We start from the raw sequence: 21,604 nt of genomic DNA, 5'->3' as shown, positions 1-21,604 counted from the left end.
ATGCCGCACATTCTGAACTTAAATGTACGATTTGCGTATATCCCTTTCTTAAACTCCACTTCACCATCGACCTCTGAAGTATATTCGATATCCTCTAATAGCAAATCGAACAACGGCTCTGAGGGAGATATTGTTTTTTTTCAGTAAAGTCGCTATACACTCGAGGAATAATATTAATTTGTACGAGTCTTTCGCTTTGATAAAGGGATTTAATTACATCAGGCAGCACAATGCCAAACAACTTTTCACACATTGAAAGGGCTGCACTTTTTTCATATAGGCTGTAAGCATTATTTCTGGAGCACATTAAAGCGACATTAAAAACCAGTCGATTAAGAAGGCTAAAATCAGCTATTTTATACTTTCGCCCATCGGAGACTGTCAACATAGTTGGCATATGAAATGACTTCGTCTCTTTAAAATCCTGCGGCCTGTGGCGCCGTGTCCCGCTCAGGGTTTAGGTGCACCACATCCGGCAGGTTGAGTTTCTAGATGTCACCTGGCCAGCGCTCCGGGTGGCGCTGTTTCGCAGCCTCAAACACGTTCCGGCGCTGCGCCAGAATGGTCTCTGCCTCACCGCTGTGACGCTGGCTTGGGGTGACGTAACGAAGGGCGCTGTGCCGGTGCTCATGGTTGTACCACTGGATGAATAGCTGGACCCATTCCTGCGCTTCAACCAAGGTTGCGAAGCCGTCGACGGGGAAACCCGGCCGGTACTTCAGCGTCTTGAAGGCCGACTCGGCAAAAGCATTGTCATTGCTGACTCGCGGCCGACTGTACGACGGGGTGATACCCAAGTCGTACAGCTTCTCCAGGAAGGTCGCCGCTTTCATCGGACTGCCGTTATCTGAGTGCAGAATCAATGGCTTGTGGCGGCCTGTCAGGTGCTCTCGCCAGCAGGCTTTCTGGATCAGCTAGGCGGCCAGCTCGCCGGTCTCGCTTTCATAAACCTCGTGCCCGACGATTTTGCGGCTGAAGACGTCCATGATTAAGTACAGGTACCACCAGGTGCCGCGCGCAGGGCCAGGCAGCCACGAAATGTCCCAGCACCACAGATGGTTAGGCGCGGTGGCCTGGTGCGTGGTCGGCGGGCGCTTGCGCTGCGGGGCCTGCTGGCGGCCTCGATGATGTTGCTGGCCGTATTCCTCAAGAACTCGATACATCGTCGACTCAGACGCCAGGTAGCGGCCTTTGTCCGCCTGATCGGCTACGATGAAGGCCAGAGGGCGGCTTCGGTACTCCGGCGCGTTGCACAGCGCCAAGATCGCCTCTCGCTCTTCGTGAGACAGCTTGTTGGCTGGCTCCGGGCGGTCGGCATCGGGACGGCGGTCAGCCGTCACTTCGCCCTCTGCGACCCAGCGATAATAGGTCCTCACGTTGATGCCCATCACCTGACAGGCCTTGGCCAGCCGAGCTCCGTCACGCTGGGCATCTTGCACCAGAGTCACGATGCGCTGGCGATCCGGGAGGCTGGTCAGTCGTCCTCGTCGTTGGTCGTGCCCCAGATCGCCTCTGCCTTTTTTGACAGAGTCAGCAGTGCCGCCGTCTCGGCCAAGGCCTTGTCCTTGCGGTGCAACTCGCGCTCTAGCTTGCGGAGCCGCTTCTGCTCCGCCTTGCGCGCCTGGCGAAGATGCTTGGCTTGCGCTGCTGCATCATCGTTGGCGTTCATACAGGCATCCCGCCAGGCCTCCACCTGCTCGGGGTAGAGCCCGCGCTCGCGGCAATAGGCGCTGAGTTCGGCCTCGTTCATCGGCGCTGCTTCCAGGACGATCTGGAACTTCTCCTGGCTGGTCCATTGATCGGGCTTGGTGGAACGTGATGGCAAAACCTGTCCTCTTGCTCTGGCCTGTTTCCGCCAATTGTAGAGGGTTGTCGGTGTGATGCTTTCCTGTTCGGCCAATTCCGGGATGGTCAGGCTCATGGGCGGTGCCATTTTCTTGAGGATGGCTTCCTTACGCTCCGGGGAGTAATGCACGTTGATCACCTCTAATCTGGGTTAGGTGACAACTACGTTGACGGATAGGGCCACCGCGCCACCACGTACCTTTGGTACCAATCTTGATTCTATTATGGTGGTACTTCCGGCAATCTTCATCAACGACCCACATATTCGCATAACCCCGTTTGGGGATATTTCCAGGAGTGGTATCTCTAATTACCAAGCCATTCTGATCGAGTATTTCTGGCCAAATCATGTGAACCCCATCGGTCTGAGGATCATCGCCGTCGTAAAGAAAGTCTACTCTCATGCCTTGCACAGGCTTCGCATTTCCAATTTCGTCAGCCAAGTCAATTTCATACTCCACGATGAAATCTGGAGATCGTCGAGCTCTTTGTTCGTATGGTACGTGTTCTTCCATCATAAGGTGCTAACGTCCCGCACATCGGCGACGCGTAGCGGTGTCCGAGTGATGCCGATTGTTATGATAGCTCATGCTTCCAATTTAAGTGATTACACAACCCCACCAAATCGGGGAAAACAGTTTTAGAGCTAATCCCGTGGCGCTCCAATGCTCCAAGCATTGCGCCCCTGCTGCCTGCAGGAATTCTAAATTCGTTCAGATGCTTCTTTGTTTCCGTGTTTTGTTCTAATGGAACAAACTTGCTATTTTTCTTCGCATACCGATGCAAGGTAAACCATCCCTGCTGCGCAATAATGCGCGGATTATTTAGCCTTGGCTGGATTATTCTGGTTTTCAGAGGCGTAAATGGATCACGTCCGTATACATCTTCTTCTAAAAGAGAATCTGCCTCCAACCCATACACATATGCGTCACCTTTTTGATGATCAGAGCAGGCGAACCACAATGCCATCAAGGGATTTGTAGTCCAATCGAGTAAACGCGTTTTCAAACCATAATGTTGGGCTGCCACCAAGAGATCTAAGTCCGTTTCACCTATACTAGATAACATCGAGGCACTTTGTAACTTTAGTTGGTTTATTACCTGCTTCTCTAGCTCGGTTGTATCTACATTGGGATTTTTTCTAGCGATACTTGGTAACAATCCGCCTTCAACTGTCTGCCCTCGAAAGACTACAGGATGGCATACAATGTCAAAAAATCTGTTTCTTTTATAAAATCAACAAAAGTGCTAACTTTCGCTTTTCTCACGCCCCCCCCCTTTTATTCATAACGCCCCTAAGCAGAGGCACACTTTTTGTATTCGAGCGCAGCGAAAAAATATGTCTCACTGCCTTGGCTTGTTATTCGAACCCATACTCAGAGATTATCAAAAATTGAGCAGCTTAGCTATCGCCTCTTTTAATATCCTTGAGCGAGTTCAGACATGACCAGATCAAGTCGGAATAAGCTTCCTCAGGAGAAAATTCCTCGGTGTATACATCGGAAGCAATACCCTTAAACAGAGCCTTTACTCCTGAACTAGACTCAAGTTCATCAATTCTTCGGATAACCGAGGAAAATGATTCTCCACTTAATCTGGCTTCAGCCGTTTGTGCTGCAAAGGTTGCAATATTGTCACAATATTCTTGCTTTTCGCTAGAGTCGGCGGCAATTGATTTCAAAGAGGCTAACAGTAAAAACGCAAAAAAAATAAACTTCATGTTGATTTCCTTACCGCCGACACTGCATAGCGCTTGCAGCATGCGCGCCCTTGGAATATAGCCGAAGGCGCAATGCAAAGGGCGTCACCGTAACTGCACTGGTTATGTGGACTTACCTTATGTATAAAATTCAGAATCTCTACACCCACATCACTTTTACGTATGAAATATCTATACCAAGATTCATTAACTCGGTCCGTGTTGTTTTATAAAGGACCGGTATTCCTGCACCCTCACTACCTGGTATTTTCGCTTCAGAAAAAAGCAAGGAACTTACTTTAGCAGCACTATATTTACACTTTTCTTTGAAGAAATACTTTAAAAAACCATGTGCAGCAGACATTACGGAAATCGCAGAGGTTTGATCCCACCCCTGAGGATTTTTAGGAATACCCAGAAGATTAGTGGTCTCGAACTCCCCTGACCCGCTATCACCTATAATTTCCATCTCAATTTTATGAGGCTTCATATGAACATAGCCATCACGGAGTCTTTTTAACTCATTAATACCTTCAACTTCCTTGCTCCCTCTATCTATCTTTTTATTCCTGAAAGAAATTCTCAGAAAGTAATCAAACTTACCTAAAACAGACAATTTGTCAATTTCATTAAAAACGGATCTCTCAAGATCCAGCGTTTCTATACAAATATTTGCAACCAGCTCCAGCATAAGTATGGAATTAATCATTGAGCTTCGAGCGAGAGTTTGCCCAAAATCAAAATTCGTTTCTCGATCCAAGCTACGAAATAACATTTCAACACTATCAAAAAGCAGTGTGTCAAAATTTCTTTGATACTGGATCTCTATTCTCTTATTCATTCCGAGCTTCAACCCTAAATACAAATATTTTCATGAAGATAATATACATGAAAAGAATTGACATCACGCTACATAACGCCTAAATCAGGTGCGCCGTAGGCGTCACCTGGATTTTCTTGTTAGCCGCACTGCTGAATTAGACTGTGACATTATAAAGGTGCTGGTCCTTGAGCTTTTCATTCTCTTCTATTTTTCGTCCAAGATACACAAATTCCATTATGTCATTGAAATGTCTGTTTTCTGGTTTATCGTTATCTAGAATTCCCTTTTCCAAATAGAGCTGTTTTGCCTGCTCGAAGTTATTGTAAAGCAACCCTTGTTGCTCGAGGATTTGCGCCACTTCCTCTAAACGATCAAGGCAAGAAATATACATGTTCTCAGGTGCATTAGCTACGATAGCCTCCGCACACAGTTTCCCGTGAGCAGTTTCTATGTCAGCAATTGCTTCTGATGTATATGGTAGTGTGTTAGATAACTCTTCTTCTCTTTCCTTTATCCACGCTAAAGCATTTTCTTTGTCAAATGCTTTGAGTAGTACAAGACATAGCTTATCAATCACTAACAAGTTGGCTTTATCATTCTCGTATAAATTTTCAAGAACAATATATCTAATAATGGGAGGCAGAATAGAGAATGCACTAACAATTTCATTACTGGAACCAAATTCATATTTCTTAAAATGCAAAACAAATAGACCAGCATAGAGATTAAACAATGCATTAATTGCTGAATCTACATCATCATCGGAAATAGGGTTTGTGTTTTGTGTGTGAGTACATTTGTTTCCGAACTTTTGTAGCTTACGAACTGAGTTTATTAGTTTCTTGTCATTCAAGCTAACTTCTTTTAGCTTTATAATGCTATCAAACTCACCAAGGGTGACCTTATCTGTTCGGTTTGAATTTATTAATTTCCGTATGACAACTTCTGCATATTGTCGAATTGTTGAGATCTTACCTCTGTTTGATCTTGAGTCGATGTAAAAGGCATCATTAATTAAATCTTTAACGAGGTCTTCGTATGCCTGATTTTTAAACTTCATTTTTACTACTTCCTTGAAGATGAACTCTTGTGCGGCTAACGCCACAAATACCGGATTTGTGAAATTGGCGGTTTTTTTGCGCAATCGAAAAAGGTGACAGTTTTGCCGAGTCCGCGTGCTTTGACTTGTTAGGGGTTTGCTAGCAGAAAGTATACAGGCTTATACCCCCCCATAAAATACATTGGGATATAGTGCCCTACACCCCTGCTGATCATCTTGATCTCTTTAATTGCATCAATAAATGTACTTATATCAAAGTGCTTATCGGAACGATCAATAATTTCAGAAACCCTGTCAATATCTTTAAAGAAGTAACCTTCAGGTTCCTCTTCTATTACGCCCTGAGCATTAATCACTGCACAATAATCAATATCATTAGCATTGAACTCAGCCAAATCTGCCCAAAGAAAGTCTTCACATTCACTTAATTCCCAAAAACTTTTTGCCAATGGACAACCAGCAATAATAGGGATTCCCAATTTCTGACTAGCTTTTGCGCCATAGATAATTTGTTCGCTGAATTTCACTATTGTTCTGTCATCGTTCGGCAATAACTTGGGGCGCCGTGGATACAGTCCAAGCACTTTGAAAGAACAGGATCCATTGACCAGCTTAGATATATTACTCCCTTCTCTCGAAATCCATGGGTATATAGGAACTACATATCGGAAATTATCTCTAAGTGCCTCTATTACCTGAGGAACCAATATATATTCTGCTGAGCGCTCACAAATAAAACTCGTTGGATTCATCCTGTACCCCCTAACGAGGCTGTAGAAAAACCCGATTCTGAGCCCTTCCCTACGCCCGCTTTCTGATTTTGTGTAACGCTCACCAAATGGACAATTTCCTTGGCCAAGGAGAGCCTAAGGGCCATTTCAGCTTCTTGATGATGTCAAAGGCACTCATCACCGGCATTTAGCGGTCTCTTTCAGGCCTTCTAGCCCTTGTTTCACGTGCCTAATCGACCGTAATTGGCGAGCTTCTCAATGTTGTGTATCACGCAGTATAGCTGCCATTGCCCTTGCACCTTTTTCTTTCCACGAAGACCGAATCGGTTCAAGCGTTTCGTGGTACCGATGTTGCCGAATACCGGCTCCACCACTGACATTCGATGGCTATATATTTCCTTACCCTGCTGGCTATCCACTCGGTGCTTCATCCAGTCAGTGTAGCTCGGTTGTCCGTCGCGCTTCATCGTAAAGGATACTTGCCGACCAGCGCCGTTGCGGTGATCTGCTGAGGCTGGATTATGCATGCATTGATGTTTCTTCGGGCAGTGCCGGCATTGCAGCAGCCTGCCTTCGAAATGTGCCCGAACCTTGCCATTCTCGGCTTCCCGTTGCCCCCGGTAGGTGAGGGATTCGCCAGCCGGGCAGATACAGGTCATGGTCACCGGATCGAATTGAAATTCACTGGCGGGGATGGTGCTTTTCCAACCCGTATTCGGCAGATTCTAGTGGCGCTTGCCGTATTTGTCTTTTTGATGAGCGAACTTCGGATCCCGGCTGCGGAACTGATTATCCGGCACATAGCCGTTGATCTGTCGCTCGTACAGGTACTTCATGTTGGCCTCATTGGCGAAGCCAGTGTCAGCGGTGACGACGGTGCCCTGCTGGTAGATGTCGTCAGCAATGCCTAGCTTCTTGAAGCGAGCCCTCACCCTTTCCAACACCGGTTGCAGCGTGTGGTGTTCCTGCCCCTCTCCAAACGCCTGGGCATCGATGATGACTTGGTGTTTCTTGTCCACCGTGGCCACGCCGTTATAGCCCTGGATCGTGCCCTTGCTGGTGGTCATCTTGGCGCTTTGGTTATCCGTGATGTTGCTCTTCACTTCCTTGCTCCGCTTCCCCTGGCCCATCCTTGGGCTGTGCGTCTTTAGGAAGCGATCGACTTTGTTCATGGCAGCATCTAGCGAGAGGATCGTCTTGGCTCGACGGATATCCCGGCCAAGGTCGGCCTCCGTCTCGGCTTCATCCCGCGCGTAGTGCTCCAGCAGGTGATGGCGAACCAACCGTCGTAGCTTCTCCCGCTTCTCAGCCAGCTCTTTGAAGGTGCCAGACCACTCCTTTGAGGCATCCGAGGGCATCTTGCAGCCGTCGATAGCAAAGAGCTCGTTGCCTAGCAGGCCTTGCTCATGGCACACCAGCAGCACCTGCTCAAAGAGATCTTCAATCTCATCGGCGTGGCTGCTGACGAACTTCGCCAAGGTGGTGAAGTGAGGGACGGTATCGCAGGACAACGCCTTGAAGATGATGTTGGTTTCACAGCACCACTGCATCTCGCGGCTGGAGGTGATTCCCTTGGAATAGGCGAACAGGATGATCTTCAGCAGGATGGCGGGATCATAGGCCAGACGGCCCGTGTCGTGGTTGCGGTATTGGGGATGAAAAACCGACAGGTCCAGCTTGTGTTCGATCAGGTAGTGCACAGCGTGCTCGAAGGTGCCGGGCTGCAGCTGGTCCTGGTAGTTGATCACCACCATGGCGTTCTGATCATGGTTGTAGGGCTTGAAGCGGGGCATGTTGACCACTCCTAGGCTGTTTTCCCGATCCTACCAAAACGGCGTGGGCTGTGGGCTTTTTCTACAGCCTCAACGCCTCAAGCAGAGGCGCGCGTTGTTTGTGCATCCTTCTGACTTGACTTGTTACATTCCGATCCTTCATCAGTAAACGACCTTTTGAATCCTTGATATAGGCTAGCTCTATTATCTCTAAGAGGATTTCCATCTTCTTGCTTATAATGCTTCAGCAATCGATCTATCCGCTTCTCTATATTCTTAAGATATGCACCTTGCTGTGCAGTTTTAGTTGAAAGCCTTTCCCACACTTCTTTCTGGCCGAAAAACACTTCACGCTCAACTTCTCTTTCGCCTAGATAGAATCTCTGCTCTTTACCCATACCGTATATCCTAAACGGGGTGATACCAGCGTGATCCACCCACGCTCTATCTAGACAGTACTGCGACATAATATCTCGGACTTTCTCTGTATACAGAAATTTATAAATGGCCCACCACACAACAGAATCACGAATGGTTAATAAGACTGGCGCAATGACATAAGTTAAAAAACCCATCGCAAATATCTTGAAAATTGATGACCAAGCCAGTTCTATTTCCATACTCTTACCTAAATGTAACGCCAGCGCTCAACCGCGCGGCTTGCCCGCGTCGGTTGCAGCGCATTGTTGGGCGTTCATGGGACACGAGGCGCACCAATGCCATATACTCGAAGGCCGCCCGCCACGACTCTATACGCGTATTTGATCCAGATCCAAATCCTCGATCCGCCCTCTGAAAGCACTGCGTCTCTTACCCGCAATGTACCAGAGAGTCTCTCGCCCACTCTATTTGGGAATGCTTCTGTACAACAGAATAAATCGACTTTGTACATCAACATGAGCAACTGCGTGATGTGTCTTTTCTTTAGCTTTTGGGGCGATTGCCACACTCTGACCAAATAGGCGGCCTTCTCCGGCTTAGAGACATCTGACGATGGCGGGTACAAAAATGCCACGATGTGCCCTGAAACACCTTGCGAAATTACGGCTGTCGCTCGTTTTTCGGCAATAGCTTTACTCCGCCCTTGGACGGGCACAACAGCTTTTCTAGGGACAGGCTCCGACCCGAGATCAATCTGCACAGAGTCACCCCAGATTTCTTCCATTTGTGCTTGATACAAGCCCTTTGCGACATTCTCACTCACTACGGAAACTATCGGCGCTTTTAGATCATTTGGGACGCAATCATGGGCAAACTTTTGTGTCACCGAGCGTACTAACTCAGGCACTGAACAAGACCAATCACTATAGGCTTTCCGGTTCGACTCAATGATTTTTCTTGCCCGCCTTTTCGCTCGCTCCAGACGCCATCTATTCAGCATAATGAATCCTTCGCCCAACGCCCGCAGCATGCGCGGCTTTGGAATGGAGGCGAAGCCGCAATGGAAAAGACATCGCCGTGCCTGCGATTGTTAAATGGATATGTTCTGTTCAAAGCAGGTAGTCCTTATCCAATTTGGCTTCAGTTTATTATCTTTTATGTACTTTTTAAGCGTTTTTACTCTTTCTTCTTCAGGCTGAATTTTCAATCCTGATTCGGCCAAGATCTCATTAACTAGGTCGTGCTCACCAATCAGCCAGTTGATCGAATGGAGATTATTTTCTATTCCATTTGATTGGAAATTGAAAGATATACGGTCTTTGTTGGTTGAATCTATCGTAAGCAGCGACCCTGAAGGACTCCTTTTATCAACAGAAACAGCATTTATTAACGCTGTTCCCATTACTGGAATAATAGTCATCAAACCTCCGCCAATGGATACAATACCGTCGTGTTCATTATCGGTAACTGGCTTTGGGTTACAGCTTTTTATGTCAGAAAATCCACCCTCAGATATTGAGGCTTTGGCAAGCCCTCCCGATGCAAGTACATGACGCATCAAAGCTATCGCAATTGAGGTTGCCCGGTCCAATTTTTCTTCTTCGAAACAGCTAACAATGACAAAGCCATCGCCAAACTGGTGAGCAAAAAGACGATTAACATCATCATCGTATTTTTTACTGCCTACCAAGTAGATCCCTTCCATCAAGGCATTAAGAGGAAGCAATGCGGCCATGGTCTGATCGTAGCGCGCACCAAACCCCTCGATATCAATGTAGATACTCCAACGTTTATCCATGCCTCATCATCCATTTAACGCCGCATTCAGCGGCTTGTCCGCTGCAATGCTTTGTTAGGCGACCGAAAGTAAGATTGATTGCCTAAAAGCCATTTTTTATCAACTTCCCGTCCAACAAGGTGTTCAATAAACCTAGATTCAGCGCTTGCGTTCGGAAAAGAAACACCTCTCTCAATCCCAGTGCCATCGATATAGATATATATATTTTCATAAAGATAATCGCACCCCATCAAACATACAGGCATTACAATATATGGATCTAAGCGCTCTGCATCATTACAGTCTGACCTAGGTTTCTTATGTGCAGTGACCAAAGTTTTCACATTAAACTCTTGCCCGCAAATAGCACAATTTTCATGAGTTTTATCTTTAAATAACCATTCTTTTAATATGTACTGCTCTTTTCTTGCAGTTTGTTCTCTGGTCTCATCCGTCCCAGCACCAAGGAGTGCTCTTAATCTTCGGAGGTAAAATTCATATGCATCTATAACTGACCTATCATCATCTGATGAAACCCGATGACCGATAAGACTATAAATATAATGCATCCGGCCATTTGTCTTATCTACATGCACCAACGGTGAGGAATTTGTGGTTTTCTGTATATGGGCGCTTCCATAGCCTTTTTCTGACAAATAATCTCGAAGCTCAGGAAACGATGCAGTCTTACCGGAATCAAGGAAAGATATCAAGTCTTTTTCAATTTCATTTAGTTTCGTAGTTTGTCCGACGAACTTTAGACCAGAGCCCGTATTGACCATGTAGACAGAACTTACTGAGTATTCCTCGATTATTTTTTCAGGTGGGTATGGGTACTTATAGGTCCTCCCATCTAAGGCATTTCTAAATGTCGCTGCAAGCCTCGCAGAATCGCAATACTCGATAACACCAAAAACCTTTTCGCAGTAATTGATAATGGTGTTATCTCGATTTTCAAAAATATACCAGTAATCATCGTCGATAACTCTAACCCAAGACGTAGGCGAGCTCTCAATTAACAACGAAATGAGCGAATAGTATTCGCCAAGCTCTTCATTTAGATACTTCAAATTCGCAATGCCACAGCGACCCGGCACCCCCTGTGCTTTTTTAAGCATCTTTTCAATACCCTTGACACTAGACTTCCTAATCAAGAATATATTTTTGCTAGTTAAAATTGAATTCCTCGTGGCTCGCTTTAACTCCGGAGTATAAAAATCAAATTCACAATCAAGCCCTACATCTTCAATTAGATTAAAGATCCCCTTTAAGTGACTTTCGCTATCGATTAGCTCAGAGGTGCAAACCTTTTCTTCAAGCTCTGAGATGAGCCAATAATCTCTGGATTTTACGGCATCAACAAAATCGTTCAGAGAGGGTATAGAACTTTTGCTGACATTATCTCTGAATTTAGAATTTAGTAGTTGTCTAATTCTTTCTCTAGTACCTACACTAAACTTGCTTGCAGTTTCCTCCAATGTAGGCCAAGGCGACTCATTTAGCCCATAGTAGAATTTTACAATTTCAATATCCCTAGCTTTATTCGCTCCGTCCTTGATGCTGCTCTCTAGGAAATCTACCAATTCACTTTCAATGCCCATTTATACTCCTCGATAGAGGTATCGCCTAACGCTTCGGTTCAGTGGCGGCGTGAGCCGTCCGCTGCAACCGATTGTTATACGACGTTTTCAACTATATAGCGCTCTTGGACAAACCCGTTATCGGATGCCGTCGCCTGCGACAGTTTTAGCTTCTGCTCAGGGCCAGCGTCCCCAAAGAGCGGGAGGCCCGCCCCAAGCAGCACGGGAATGCGGGTGATTGTGAGCTCATTAATCAATTTGTCTTTCAGGAACCGCTGGATCGTAACCCCGCCGTCAATGTAGAGATGGCGCATACCGGCTTTGGCGAGCCGTTCAACAATTTCTTTTGGTTCTCCTGACTCATGCCTGACCGCATCTCCCAAATGTTCCGGGATTGCCAATTCAGCGCTGGAAAGAACCACCACCGGCGTTCCTTCGTACGGCCAAGCTCCAAAGGTGAGTACTTTTTCGAAGGTATTTCTGCCCATCACAAGCGCATCTACGGTTGAGATGAACTCATCATAGCTCAGCCCCTCCATGGGCACTGCAGAGTACTCAGGCTTTTCGAGCCACTCGACGCCACCGTCGGGAGTGGCAATAAATCCGTCGACGCTTGCTGCAATATAAACAGAGCACTTAATAGTCATCAGGTCTCCCTCGTCGTATAACTGTTCAGCATTTGTTCGCTGTGCGCAGCATGGCGAATAAATGCCTGTTGGACTAAGCCGCCCCTCAAGCTGCTGCGCCGCTTCTATAGGGTATTGTATTGACCGCTGCGCTGCCTGGGGGGGATAGATCGCTCGGGAGCAGTGCCCTGGTGACGTGTGTGAACCGTGTTCGTGATCACTATGCCCATCTTTTCCCGACCCAATTTACCCCAACGTAACGCGCCGGCTTGTTAAAAGCCATCGCCAGGACGAGTGCCGCCACGGCCCACTAGCGGGCCGGATCGTCGAGTCCATTGTCTGGCCCGACGCCGTGGTGTGTCTGGCGTTATCTCATGCTCGATAGCGTTGCCCCCTGTGGTTGGGTGGTCGACCGAGGGGCGGCCGCTGAGGCGTAAGGGCCCCGGTGACGCGCAGTGTCGGTCGCCGGCAGTGCGGGCAGGTGTAGGCTGAATCCTTGTCGTTGGCGGCCATGTCGGTATCCGGTGCCGTCTCCGCCACCATCAGCGCTTGGCGGATCTGGGCCAGGCGTCGTCGCCGGCAGCGATTGGCCAGAAAGCCGTAGTGACGGACCCGCATCAGCCCCTTGGGCAGGACGTGGAGCAGGAAGCGGCGCACGAACTCTTCGCCATCGAGGACGAGCCGTTTGTGTCGGTCACGGTCGCGGTAGTCCTTGTAGCGTAGGGTGACCTGGTGGTCGTTCACGGCGAGGATGCGGGCGTTGCTGATGGCGATCTGGCGCGTGTAGCGCGCCAGGTAGCGGACCACGGCGTGGGTGTGCTCGAGACAATCCTTGCTGTAGACCACCCATTCGGTGGCCATCAAGGTATTGAGCTGTTGATCAACGTCACCGGGTCGGGTGACTCGGTGGAGCTCGCCAGCAGTGGCCGCCCGGCGCAGGGCGCTAACCATGTGACCACGAAAGTGGCGCGACAGCGCCCTCACTGGGAACAGGTAGTGGCTACGCGCACCATGCCAGCGGCCATCGTCGCCCAACGCACCGCCGGGAACCAGGCAGTGCAGGTGCACATGCTGGCTCAGATTCTGGCCCCAGGTGTGGAGCACGGCGCTCATGCCCATCTCGCCGCCAAGGCGTTTGGGATCGCGACCGAAGGTGCGCAGCGTCTGCCAGGCGCTCTGGAACAGCAGCCGGTGGATCACCTCGGGATGCAGCTGAACCCAGCCGTTGAGGCTGTGGGGCAGCGTGAACACGACATGGTAATAGCGCACCGGCAGGATATTCGCTTGCTGACGCTCGGCCCACTGGTGCATGGCACGGCCCTGGCACTGCGGGCAGTGGCGATCGCGACAGCCGAAGTAGTGCGGCTGGGTGTGGTCGCAATCCGTACATTGCAGGATCATGCCGCCCATCGCCTCGGTACGACAGGCCAGCAGGTGGTGGCATACCCGGCGGCGCTGACGATCGAGGCCGGCCAGGTCAAGAAAGCGCGACAGGGCCTGTTGGAGGGTGGCGGTCTTAGCCATGGCCCACCTCCAGGGACGCGACCAGGTCGATAGGCGCATGACCAGCCCCCTGCTGGCCCGGCAGCCAGTGCATGTAGCGCATCGTCGACTGGACGCTGCGATGGCCTAGCAGCCGCTGCAGCTGATGCACCGGCAGCCCCTGTTCCAGCACATGCGTGGCGTAGGCATGGCGCAGGCTGTGGATGCCTCCAATGCGCTCGACACCGGCCAGCCGCTTGGCCTTGCTAAAGGCTCTCTGTGGCGCACTCAAATGCAGCGCACGATCCGGGAACAGGGCACTCGGAAACAACCAGGTCCGCGGTCGATAGACTCGCCAGTAATCGCGCAAGCGATCGATCAGGGTCGCCGTGAGCAGCACCATGCGGTCCTTCGCGCCTTTGCCCTGCGCGACACGCAGCTGGCCGCGCTGGCTGTCGATGTCGCTGACCCGCAGGTGGCAGACCTCGCTCACGCGCAGTCCGCAGCCATAGCACAGTTCGAGCATCATGCGATGCTTGGGGTTGTGGCACGCGGCCAGGATCCGCCTCACCTCGTCGCGCGTCAGCAGTTCTGGAATCCGCTGCGGTGTCTTCGGCACCACCAGCGATACCTCCACCGACGGCCAGTGCAACACGTGCAGGTACAGGAAACGCACGCCGTATAGGTAGACGCGGCAGCTGGCGGCGGACAAACCGCGCTCCTGAACCAGGTGGTGGAAGAAGTGCTGCAAGTCATCGGTGCTCAACGTGTCAGGCGAGCGATGGAAGTAGCACGCCAGGTCGGTGATCACCATCAGGTAGGTCGTGTGGGTACGTTGTGCAAAGCCACGCTGACGCATGGCCTCGATCATCTTCTGTCGTAAGGCAGTCATCGTCATCACTCCTGTTCTCTGACCCACGTGGGTCAAGGAACAGTGTGGTGCGATGGGGCGAAAGACAGGATGCGACGACAGCTACCGCGAAGCGGTTTAGTTCAACAGGTATTGGATAGCACGCTCGTTCATTATCTTGAACGAGCTGGCGCGTTCAACAATCTTATCTAGCCTACCGCGTTTCCCCTAACCCATTGATATCTCATGAGGCTAAGAATAATTAGGCGATCTATGCAGAATTCGCGAGCGCGCTGCATTTGCCGGTTTCAATCATCCTTGCTGTTGAACAAACCACTCCAGCCCGTCGTAGGGACGTTCCCTGAGTGCCGCCAGGCGGCTATTAAGGTCGCCGGAGTGGATTTCCAGCTTGTGCCCATCTGGGTCGAGGAAGTAGAGGGAGTCCCCTTCGCTGCTGTTGTGCTTCCAGATAGTGGCGTTGCTGGCACGGATGGCGTCTGCTGTGTCGTTGAAGGCTTGGCTTGGTACGGAAAAGGCCAGGTGGGTGTAATCGGGATGGGGAGCGTTGCGTGCGTCGGCATCCAGCGATAGGCAGATCCAGTCGTCGCCGGCTTGTAGATAGGCGCCGCGCTGCCATTTCGCCAGGGGGGTGAGGCCAAGCACCTCGGTATAGAAGGCGAATGAGCGCTCAAGGTCGCTGACGGCCAAGGTGACGTGGTTAATGCCGGTGATCAATGCCATCTCCCTAGCGGTGGTTAATCGTTAGCCACGCTACCGCCCCGAGACTGCATATCATGTTGATGCGGTAGTCCCGTGCGTACTGCTTGTTTTATCCAGCCGTCTTAGCGACCTTAGGTTTTCATACTAGGCGGGATGCTCCTTGCCAGCAAAACGGATCAGGCGCCACTTATCAACGCAGTTCGTGGCTTTGCATTGGGTTAGTGATGAGTAAGTAATGGCTTACTTGCACGGAAACGGGCAGCCTAGGCTGCCCGTTGTCGGTGGTGATAGTGGCGATGTAGCCGTTTGGTTGGCTCAGGTATTCTCTTCGCGCTGCGTTTCCGCTTCGGCGGATTCGTCGGCGTCGTCATCGTCGATTGCGGGCTCGGCGTCGTGCTGGGCGTAAGGCTGGGGCGCCGGCGTGCTGACGCTGCCGCCGAAGGCGGAGCGCAGGACGTCGTTCTCGGCATCCATATCGATGTTGCCCTGGAAGACGGCGCCGTCCTCGAGCACCAGGCAGGGGGTGATGATGGTGCCGGAGATCTGCGCGGTGTGGTGAACGGTGATCTTGTGCGAGGCGATCAGGCGCCCTTCAACGCTGCCAGCCACGTGCAGCGTCTGTGCGACGATATCGCCCTCTACGCGGCCATCGTTGCCGATGCTGACGGTGTTGCGCTTGAACTCCACCGTGCCGACTACCTGGCCGTCGATGATCAGCTCCTCCTCGCCGACGACGCTGCCTTCGATGCTGGTATGGGCGCCGATGGTGGCCGGGCGCCCGTTACCGCTGCGCGGCTCGTCCCTGCTTGGGGCAGTGTATGACGAAGCGGGAGGCGACACCGTATGGTCGGCAGGAACACTGGTGGGCTTGTGCTTGCTGAACATAGGGAAAGGCTCCGGGTAGCGTAAGGGGGAACGGTGCGATACTAGGAGTATTGCCGCGTCGGAGTAAGATCAAAGGCAAGAGTAGCCAATGAAAACGGCCGTTAGTCGTGTTTTCTGCCTCTCGCGCGAGCCGCCTATACTGACGCTGGGCATCTCACTTCTATCAAGGGGCGGCTATGGGGGGCGGAGACGCGTTATTCATCGCGGGCGTAGTGGCGCTCATCCTGATCATGCTGGATGGCAAGCGACGTATGCGCAAGCGTGCCGTGGCCAACCAGGCCCCTGCCCTGCACGCTTCCCCCCAGCATCAACTCGCCTCGCCACGTGAGCCTGCCACGCCGTCGCTCCAGGCCGAGCAGCCTGCCAAGGTTAGCTTGCCGACGGTGCCCCTGGTGGCGCCCACCCAGCGCTTGTCGGCGCCCGACGGCAGCCTGATCGGCGAGACCCTACACATTGCAGGCAAGGTGCGCTCCCGGCAGCCGTTGGTGATCCACGGTACCATCGAAGGCGACGTCGAGGCGCCGGATCAGCCTGTCACCATCACCGAGACGGGGGGCGTCTCCCGCCGCATCGAGGCACGGCTGATCAGCGTTGCCGGTCGCGTCGAGGGCCTGCTGGTGGCTACCGATCAGGCCATCCTGCTCCCTAGTGCACGGGTCCGCGGCAGCATCGAGGCGAAGCGCATGAAATGCGCAGAAGGCGCCTGGCTAACGGCCAAGGTTCGCGTAACGTCGCGCTAGGCGCGCCTTCCTCCCAAACGCACAACGGGCAGCCCAGGCTGCCCGTTGTTGTTGCTGCTGATTGGCTTCCGGTTTAGAAAAACAGCCGCCGCAGGGCTTCGCCGGGGTCCTCTTCACGCATGAAGGCTTCACCGACCAGGAAGCCGTGCACGTCGTGCTCGCGCATGCGCAGTACGTCGTCGTGGGTGTGGATACCGGACTCGGTGACCACGGTAACCCCCTCGGGGATGTGGCTGAGCAGCTCGAAGGTGGTTTCCAGGCGGGTGTCGAAGGTGTGCAGGTCGCGGTTGTTGATGCCCACCAGCGAGAGCTCAAGGCGCAGGGCGCGCTCGAGTTCGCGCTGGTCGTGCACTTCCACCAGGACGTCCATGCCCAGCCCTTCGGCCTGCTGGTAGAGGTCGAGCATGCGCGCGTCGTCCAGCGCGGCGACGATCAGCAGGATGCAGTCGGCGCCGATGGCGCGGGCTTCGCTGACCTGGTAGCCGTGGGTGATGAAGTCCTTGCGGATCACCGGCAGGTCGCAGGCTTCGCGGGCTTCGATCAGGAAGTCTTCGTGGCCCTGGAAGAAGTCGGCGTCGGTGAGCACCGAGAGGCAGGCGGCGCCGCCGGCCTGGTAGCTCGTAGCGATCTCGCCGGGGCGGAAGTCTTCACGCATCACACCCTTGGAGGGCGAGGCCTTCTTGATCTCGGCGATCACCGCCGGGTCGCCAGCCTCGATGCGTTCGTCCAGCGCTTTCACGAAGCCGCGCGGCGCGCTCTGCTGGCGCGCCAGGGCCAGCAGGTCGGTCTCGGTCACCGCCAGGCTGCGCTCGTGTACCTCTTCGTCCTTGCGCGCCAGTATCTGCGCCAGGATGGTGGGCATTCCCTGTGTGCTTGTCATCTTGCTGTATCCCCGTGGCAGCGGTTCGAGGTGCCGTCAGTCGGCAAACACCCGGGTGAAGTCGGCCAGTTCTTTCATCTTTTCCCGCGGCAGCCCGGAGGCCTGGGCGTCCTGGGCCATGGCTACCCCTTCCTTGAGGGTATCGGCAATCCCGGAAACGTAAAGGGCGGCGCCGGCATTGAGGGCGACGATATCCGCTGCGGGGCCGTCGCCGGCCAGGGCCTCGTGCACCAGCCGCAGGCTGTCTTCGGCGGTAACCACCTTGAGCGGCGTCAGCGCCTGGCGCTCGATGCCGAAGTCTTCGGGGGCGATGGTGTACTCGACGATCTCGCCCTCCTTAAGCTCGGCGACCCGGGTCGGCGCGGCCAGCGAGATCTCGTCGAGGCCATCCTCGGCGTGGACCACCATCACATGGCGGCTGCCCAGGCGCTTGAGCACCTCGGCCATCAGCCGCACCAGGCTGGGGTCGTAGACGCCGAGCAGCTGGTTGGGGGCACCGGCCGGGTTGGTCAGCGGGCCGAGGATGTTGAACAGGGTACGCACGCCCATCTCGCGGCGCGGGCCGATGGCGTGGCGCATGGCCTGGTGGTGCATCGGCGCGAACATAAAGCCGACCCCGACCTGGTCGATGCAGCGCGCCACCTGCTCGGCGTCGAGCTCGATCTTGATGCCGGCCACGGCGAACAGGTCGGCGCTGCCGGAGGAGGAGGAAACGCTGCGGTTGCCGTGCTTGGCGACGTGGGCGCCGCCCGCCGCCGCGACGAAACTCGACGCAGTGGAGACGTTGAACAGGTTGGCGCCGTCGCCGCCGGTGCCGACGATGTCGACGACGTTCTCGCCGTGCACGCTCACCGGGGTCATCAGCTCGCGCATCACCTGGGCGGCGGCGCTGATCTCTTCGGCGCTCTCGCCCTTCATCGAGAGCGCGATCAGGAAGCCGCCGATCTGGGCGTCGGTGGCCTCGCCGGTCATGATGGTGCGCATTACCGCGTGGGTCTGGTCGAACGTCAGGCTCTGGCCGCGCATCACGGCGTCGATGGCCTCTCGCATCTGCATGGGGCGGTCTCCGTTAGGCGCGACGTGAAAGAAAGTTCTGCAGGAGCTCGTGCCCCTGGCGCGTCAGGATCGACTCGGGGTGGAACTGCACCCCTTCGATGTCCAGTGTCTTGTGGCGCAGGCCCATGATCAAGCCGGGGGTGACGTCGCTGTCATCCACCCAGGCGGTCACTTCGAGGCACTCGGGCAGGGTCTCGGCGGCCACTACCAGGGAATGATAGCGGGTTACCTCCAGCGGGTCCTCGAGGCCGGCGAATACGCCATGGCCGCCGTGGCGCACCCTGGAGGTCTTGCCGTGCATCACCTGGGGCGCGCGCACTACCTCGCCGCCGTAGACCTGGCCGATGGCCTGGTGGCCCAGGCAGATGCCGAGGATCGGCAGCTTGCCGGCGAAGTGCTCGATGGCGGCCATCGAGATGCCCGCCTCGTTGGGCGTGCAGGGGCCGGGAGAGACCACCAGGTGGCTCGGCGCCAGCGCCTCGATCTCCTCGAGGGTGATGGCGTCGTTGCGGTAGGTGTGCACCTCGGCCCCCAGCTCGGCCAGGTACTGCACGACGTTGTAGGTGAAGCTGTCGTAATTATCGATCATTAGCACGGACGTGGCCATGACTCTGTATTCCCTATGGTGTGTACTGTCGCTAATCGGCGCCGTTACCCAGTGCTCTCAGGGACTGCGCCAGCCGTGCAGGGAGTCAGCAGACACAAAAATGCCGCCCTGACGGCGGCATTTTTCACTCGTCAGCGTGCCGCCCCTGATCAGGAGCGCCACCACTGGCGAATACGGCGTGTCGGTTGAAATCGGATCATCACAGAATCATGCCGCCGAGGGGCGCCGGGTGTCAATGCTGGGGGGCGTGGCCAGTAATCTGGCATGTCTTGCTGGGCAAAGCCGGCCTTCGGGACCGCGCTTGATTAGATTTGCACACCAAATTCAATCATAAGGCTAATTTCCATGCATTTCTCTGTCTCTGCGTAGCGCATGATTAGTTTCTGCACTATATTTAAACCATGAGTGGAAATACTAGACATCAGGTAATCAAGCGCTTGTTGACGGAGCTCCCCCGTGGGGCGCCGTTCGACCTCGCCATGCTCGAATCCTTCGGCGTGTCGCCCCAGTTGGCCGCCCGCTACGCGGAGAGCGGCTGGCTGGTGCGCCTCGCGCATGGCATCTATGCCTTCCCGAATGACGACTTCGACGTCAGCGGGGCCCTGCAATTCCTGCAGGAGAGGGTCGCCGGCCTGCATGTGGGGGGCAAGAGCGCTTTGGCGATGCAGGGGGTGCGACACAACCTGGCCTCCCGGGAGACCCTGGTGCTCTGGGGTGACGCCCGCTTTACACTGCCTGCCTGGTTCACCAAGCGATTCCCGGCACGGTACGTCAACGCCAGGCTGTTCGATTGGCCCGATGACGCGCTCGCCGACAAGACCCTGCACACACCCCCGGGACAGGCGGACGGACTACAGGTAGCCGTACCAGAGCGTGCCGTTCTGGAACTGCTCTACGAGACTGGCACCCGGGAAAGCCTCGAAGAGGCCCGCAACTTGTTCGACGGCCTGCGATCACCGCGCAAGGATGTACTCGGGCGTCTGCTGGCCTGCTGTACCAGCGTCAAAGCCGTGCGCCTGTTCCTGACTTGGGCACGGGAGACTGGTGTGGCCGACGTCGATGCGCTACTGGAGCAGTACTCGGTACGCACCGGCAGCAACAAGCGCTGGATGAGTCGCCTGGATGACGGCACCTTACTGAGTCTGAAACCTCATGGATAAACATTACGCCGACACCGTTCGCCTGCTGTTGAGCATCGCTCCCGACGTGTTCGACAACAACATCTTCGCCATGAAGGGCGGCACCGCCATCAACCTGTTTCTGCAGGATATGCCCCGCCTGTCAGTGGACATCGACGTAGTCTACCTCCCGTGGCAGACGCCGCGAGACGCGGCGTTGCAGGCCATCAACGAGGAACTGGCCGCCATCGCGCAGCGCGTCGGACGTCTCGGCGTGCAAACCCGCCTGATCCGCAGCAAGGATCTCGGAGACACCAAGCTGATCGCGGAGAACGAGACCAGCCAGGTGAAAGTCGAGGTCAATGTGGTGTTTCGCGGCACCGTGCTGCCCGTCGAACGCAGTACCTTGAGCGCCCGAACCAGTGATCTGTTCGGCGTCGAGTTCGAAGTGCCGACGCTGGCCACGGACGAGCTCTATGCCAGCAAGCTGGTCGCCGCCATGGATCGCCAGCATCCTCGGGATCTGTTCGACGTCCTGCAGGTGTTCGAGACAGGCAGCCTCACCGACGCGATGGTCGAGTGCTTCGTGGTCTATCTGGCCGGGCACAACCGCCCGACCCATGAAGTGCTGTTCGGTAACGACAAGGACATCGCCAACGAGTACGAGCGCGCCTTCGTCGGCATGACCGAGGTGGATTGTTCGCTGGAAGCCCTGCTTGATACCCGTGCCCGGCTGCGACGTGAACTGGCGCGACGGCTGAGTGATGCCCACCGGCAGTTCCTGAGCGGGCTGACCCGGGCGCAACCCGACTGGTCACTGCTGCAATGTCCGCATGCCGAGCAGTTGCCGGCCCTGCGCTGGAAACTCGCCAACCTGAACACCTTTCAGAAACGTCGTCCGAAAGACTTTATCGCGCACGCTGATGCTCTTGATGCAGGGCTGGCCGTCTCCGCCTCCAGGCACTAAGGCAG

19 protein-coding genes and 3 pseudogenes are annotated in these 21,604 nt (G+C 53.8%); 3 read left to right on the top strand and 19 right to left on the bottom strand.

All coding sequences use genetic code 11. From position 1 onward, the window contains the following. Window positions 1–416: 416 nt before the first annotated feature. The 16 genes and pseudogenes from CK498_RS26890 to CK498_RS15880 all read right to left on the bottom strand — a co-directional run bounded on the left by CK498_RS26890 (window position 417) and on the right by CK498_RS15880 (window position 16,231). A pseudogene (locus CK498_RS26890) lies at window positions 417–1,933 on the bottom strand (IS3 family transposase). Between the two features lie 488 nt (window positions 1,934–2,421). Beyond that, on the bottom strand, window positions 2,422–3,054 hold the full coding sequence (locus tag CK498_RS15925) for an FRG domain-containing protein (RefSeq protein ID WP_095621846.1): 633 nt from the start codon (window positions 3,052–3,054) through the stop codon (window positions 2,422–2,424). Between the two features lie 193 nt (window positions 3,055–3,247). Then, the gene (locus tag CK498_RS25860) at window positions 3,248–3,565 is read right to left on the bottom strand and encodes a hypothetical protein (RefSeq protein ID WP_141246968.1); all 318 of its coding nucleotides are present in this window, start codon (window positions 3,563–3,565) and stop codon (window positions 3,248–3,250) included. Between the two features lie 139 nt (window positions 3,566–3,704). Next, window positions 3,705–4,385, bottom strand: coding sequence for a hypothetical protein (locus CK498_RS25855; RefSeq protein WP_141246967.1), 681 nt, complete (start codon window positions 4,383–4,385; stop codon window positions 3,705–3,707). A 136-nt stretch (window positions 4,386–4,521) separates the two neighbouring features. Next, entirely contained in the window at window positions 4,522–5,427 is a 906-nt protein-coding gene (locus CK498_RS25850) for a hypothetical protein (RefSeq protein WP_141246966.1), read from the bottom strand. 128 nt (window positions 5,428–5,555) lie between these two features. Next, entirely contained in the window at window positions 5,556–6,179 is a 624-nt protein-coding gene (locus CK498_RS25845) for a hypothetical protein (RefSeq protein ID WP_141246965.1), read from the bottom strand. 200 nt (window positions 6,180–6,379) lie between these two features. Further along, a pseudogene (locus tag CK498_RS26990) lies at window positions 6,380–7,327 on the bottom strand (transposase); the annotation flags it as partial. 86 nt (window positions 7,328–7,413) lie between these two features. After that, window positions 7,414–7,951, bottom strand: a pseudogene (locus tag CK498_RS26985) (transposase); the annotation flags it as partial. A 77-nt stretch (window positions 7,952–8,028) separates the two neighbouring features. Next, window positions 8,029–8,550: a hypothetical protein gene (locus tag CK498_RS25840; RefSeq protein ID WP_141246964.1), complete on the bottom strand. Its 522-nt coding sequence runs from the start codon at window positions 8,548–8,550 to the stop codon at window positions 8,029–8,031. 851 nt (window positions 8,551–9,401) lie between these two features. Further along, entirely contained in the window at window positions 9,402–10,109 is a 708-nt protein-coding gene (locus CK498_RS25835) for a hypothetical protein (RefSeq protein ID WP_141246963.1), read from the bottom strand. Between the two features lie 26 nt (window positions 10,110–10,135). Beyond that, complete coding sequence (locus CK498_RS15905; protein WP_095621843.1) at window positions 10,136–11,689, bottom strand: sigma-70 family RNA polymerase sigma factor; 1,554 nt, start codon at window positions 11,687–11,689, stop codon at window positions 10,136–10,138. 74 nt (window positions 11,690–11,763) lie between these two features. Then, the gene (locus tag CK498_RS15900) at window positions 11,764–12,315 is read right to left on the bottom strand and encodes a dihydrofolate reductase family protein (protein ID WP_095621842.1); all 552 of its coding nucleotides are present in this window, start codon (window positions 12,313–12,315) and stop codon (window positions 11,764–11,766) included. A 351-nt stretch (window positions 12,316–12,666) separates the two neighbouring features. Continuing rightward, the gene (locus CK498_RS15895; RefSeq protein ID WP_095621841.1) at window positions 12,667–13,818 is read right to left on the bottom strand and encodes an IS91 family transposase; all 1,152 of its coding nucleotides are present in this window, start codon (window positions 13,816–13,818) and stop codon (window positions 12,667–12,669) included. After that, the gene (locus CK498_RS15890; RefSeq protein WP_095621840.1) at window positions 13,811–14,668 is read right to left on the bottom strand and encodes a tyrosine-type recombinase/integrase; all 858 of its coding nucleotides are present in this window, start codon (window positions 14,666–14,668) and stop codon (window positions 13,811–13,813) included. Before CK498_RS15890 ends, CK498_RS15895 begins: the two co-directional genes overlap by 8 nt. A 270-nt stretch (window positions 14,669–14,938) precedes the next feature. Further along, the gene (locus CK498_RS15885; protein WP_095621839.1) at window positions 14,939–15,361 is read right to left on the bottom strand and encodes a fosfomycin resistance glutathione transferase; all 423 of its coding nucleotides are present in this window, start codon (window positions 15,359–15,361) and stop codon (window positions 14,939–14,941) included. A 300-nt stretch (window positions 15,362–15,661) separates the two neighbouring features. Then, window positions 15,662–16,231, bottom strand: a complete 570-nt coding sequence (locus CK498_RS15880) for a bactofilin family protein (RefSeq protein WP_095621838.1) — start codon at window positions 16,229–16,231, stop codon at window positions 15,662–15,664. A gap of 176 nt (window positions 16,232–16,407) precedes the next feature. Between CK498_RS15880 and CK498_RS15875 the strand changes: the two genes are divergently transcribed. Continuing rightward, window positions 16,408–16,971, top strand: coding sequence for a bactofilin family protein (locus CK498_RS15875; protein ID WP_095621837.1), 564 nt, complete (start codon window positions 16,408–16,410; stop codon window positions 16,969–16,971). A 73-nt stretch (window positions 16,972–17,044) separates the two neighbouring features. On the opposite strand, the gene trpC is transcribed toward CK498_RS15875, so the two are convergent. From trpC to CK498_RS15860, 3 genes are read right to left on the bottom strand one after another with little or no spacing between them, the layout of a single operon-like run. Next, window positions 17,045–17,851 carry an indole-3-glycerol phosphate synthase TrpC gene (trpC, locus tag CK498_RS15870; protein WP_095621836.1) on the bottom strand — a complete coding sequence of 269 codons (807 nt, stop codon included), beginning with the start codon at window positions 17,849–17,851 and terminating at the stop codon, window positions 17,045–17,047. A 36-nt stretch (window positions 17,852–17,887) separates the two neighbouring features. After that, the gene (trpD, locus tag CK498_RS15865) at window positions 17,888–18,907 is read right to left on the bottom strand and encodes an anthranilate phosphoribosyltransferase (protein ID WP_095621835.1); all 1,020 of its coding nucleotides are present in this window, start codon (window positions 18,905–18,907) and stop codon (window positions 17,888–17,890) included. Window positions 18,908–18,920: 13 nt separating this feature from the next. Further along, window positions 18,921–19,514, bottom strand: coding sequence for an anthranilate synthase component II (locus tag CK498_RS15860; protein WP_095621834.1), 594 nt, complete (start codon window positions 19,512–19,514; stop codon window positions 18,921–18,923). Between the two features lie 401 nt (window positions 19,515–19,915). Between CK498_RS15860 and CK498_RS15855 the strand changes: the two genes are divergently transcribed. Both CK498_RS15855 and CK498_RS15850 read left to right on the top strand, forming a co-directional pair. Continuing rightward, entirely contained in the window at window positions 19,916–20,674 is a 759-nt protein-coding gene (locus CK498_RS15855) for a type IV toxin-antitoxin system AbiEi family antitoxin domain-containing protein (protein WP_095621833.1), read from the top strand. Continuing rightward, window positions 20,667–21,599: a nucleotidyl transferase AbiEii/AbiGii toxin family protein gene (locus CK498_RS15850; RefSeq protein ID WP_095621832.1), complete on the top strand. Its 933-nt coding sequence runs from the start codon at window positions 20,667–20,669 to the stop codon at window positions 21,597–21,599. The genes CK498_RS15855 and CK498_RS15850 overlap by 8 nt, the downstream gene beginning before the upstream one ends. The last annotated feature ends 5 nt before the right edge of the window (window positions 21,600–21,604 follow it).

It is taken from the genome of Halomonas salipaludis, from assembly GCF_002286975.1.
Taxonomy (GTDB): domain Bacteria; phylum Pseudomonadota; class Gammaproteobacteria; order Pseudomonadales; family Halomonadaceae; genus Franzmannia; species Franzmannia salipaludis.
This window is presented reverse-complemented; position numbering and strand designations above follow the sequence as displayed.

Bases quoted from the DNA above. Each gene is read 5' to 3' on its own strand.
- CK498_RS25860 (WP_141246968.1), bottom strand. From the start codon at position 3,565: ATGAAGTTTATTTTTTTTGCGTTTTTACTGTTAGCCTCTTTGAAATCA.
- CK498_RS25855 (WP_141246967.1), bottom strand. From the start codon at position 4,385: ATGAATAAGAGAATAGAGATCCAGTATCAAAGAAATTTTGACACACTG.
- CK498_RS25850 (WP_141246966.1), bottom strand. From the start codon at position 5,427: ATGAAGTTTAAAAATCAGGCATACGAAGACCTCGTTAAAGATTTAATT.
- CK498_RS25845 (WP_141246965.1), bottom strand. From the start codon at position 6,179: ATGAATCCAACGAGTTTTATTTGTGAGCGCTCAGCAGAATATATATTG.
- CK498_RS25840 (WP_141246964.1), bottom strand. From the start codon at position 8,550: ATGGAAATAGAACTGGCTTGGTCATCAATTTTCAAGATATTTGCGATG.
- CK498_RS25835 (WP_141246963.1), bottom strand. From the start codon at position 10,109: ATGGATAAACGTTGGAGTATCTACATTGATATCGAGGGGTTTGGTGCG.
- CK498_RS15905 (WP_095621843.1), bottom strand. From the start codon at position 11,689: ATGGGCATTGAAAGTGAATTGGTAGATTTCCTAGAGAGCAGCATCAAG.
- CK498_RS15900 (WP_095621842.1), bottom strand. From the start codon at position 12,315: ATGACTATTAAGTGCTCTGTTTATATTGCAGCAAGCGTCGACGGATTT.
- CK498_RS15895 (WP_095621841.1), bottom strand. From the start codon at position 13,818: ATGGCTAAGACCGCCACCCTCCAACAGGCCCTGTCGCGCTTTCTTGAC.
- CK498_RS15890 (WP_095621840.1), bottom strand. From the start codon at position 14,668: ATGACTGCCTTACGACAGAAGATGATCGAGGCCATGCGTCAGCGTGGC.
- CK498_RS15880 (WP_095621838.1), bottom strand. From the start codon at position 16,231: ATGTTCAGCAAGCACAAGCCCACCAGTGTTCCTGCCGACCATACGGTG.
- CK498_RS15875 (WP_095621837.1), top strand. From the start codon at position 16,408: ATGGGGGGCGGAGACGCGTTATTCATCGCGGGCGTAGTGGCGCTCATC.
- trpC (WP_095621836.1), bottom strand. From the start codon at position 17,851: ATGACAAGCACACAGGGAATGCCCACCATCCTGGCGCAGATACTGGCG.
- trpD (WP_095621835.1), bottom strand. From the start codon at position 18,907: ATGCAGATGCGAGAGGCCATCGACGCCGTGATGCGCGGCCAGAGCCTG.
- CK498_RS15860 (WP_095621834.1), bottom strand. From the start codon at position 19,514: ATGGCCACGTCCGTGCTAATGATCGATAATTACGACAGCTTCACCTAC.
- CK498_RS15855 (WP_095621833.1), top strand. From the start codon at position 19,916: ATGAGTGGAAATACTAGACATCAGGTAATCAAGCGCTTGTTGACGGAG.
- CK498_RS15850 (WP_095621832.1), top strand. From the start codon at position 20,667: ATGGATAAACATTACGCCGACACCGTTCGCCTGCTGTTGAGCATCGCT.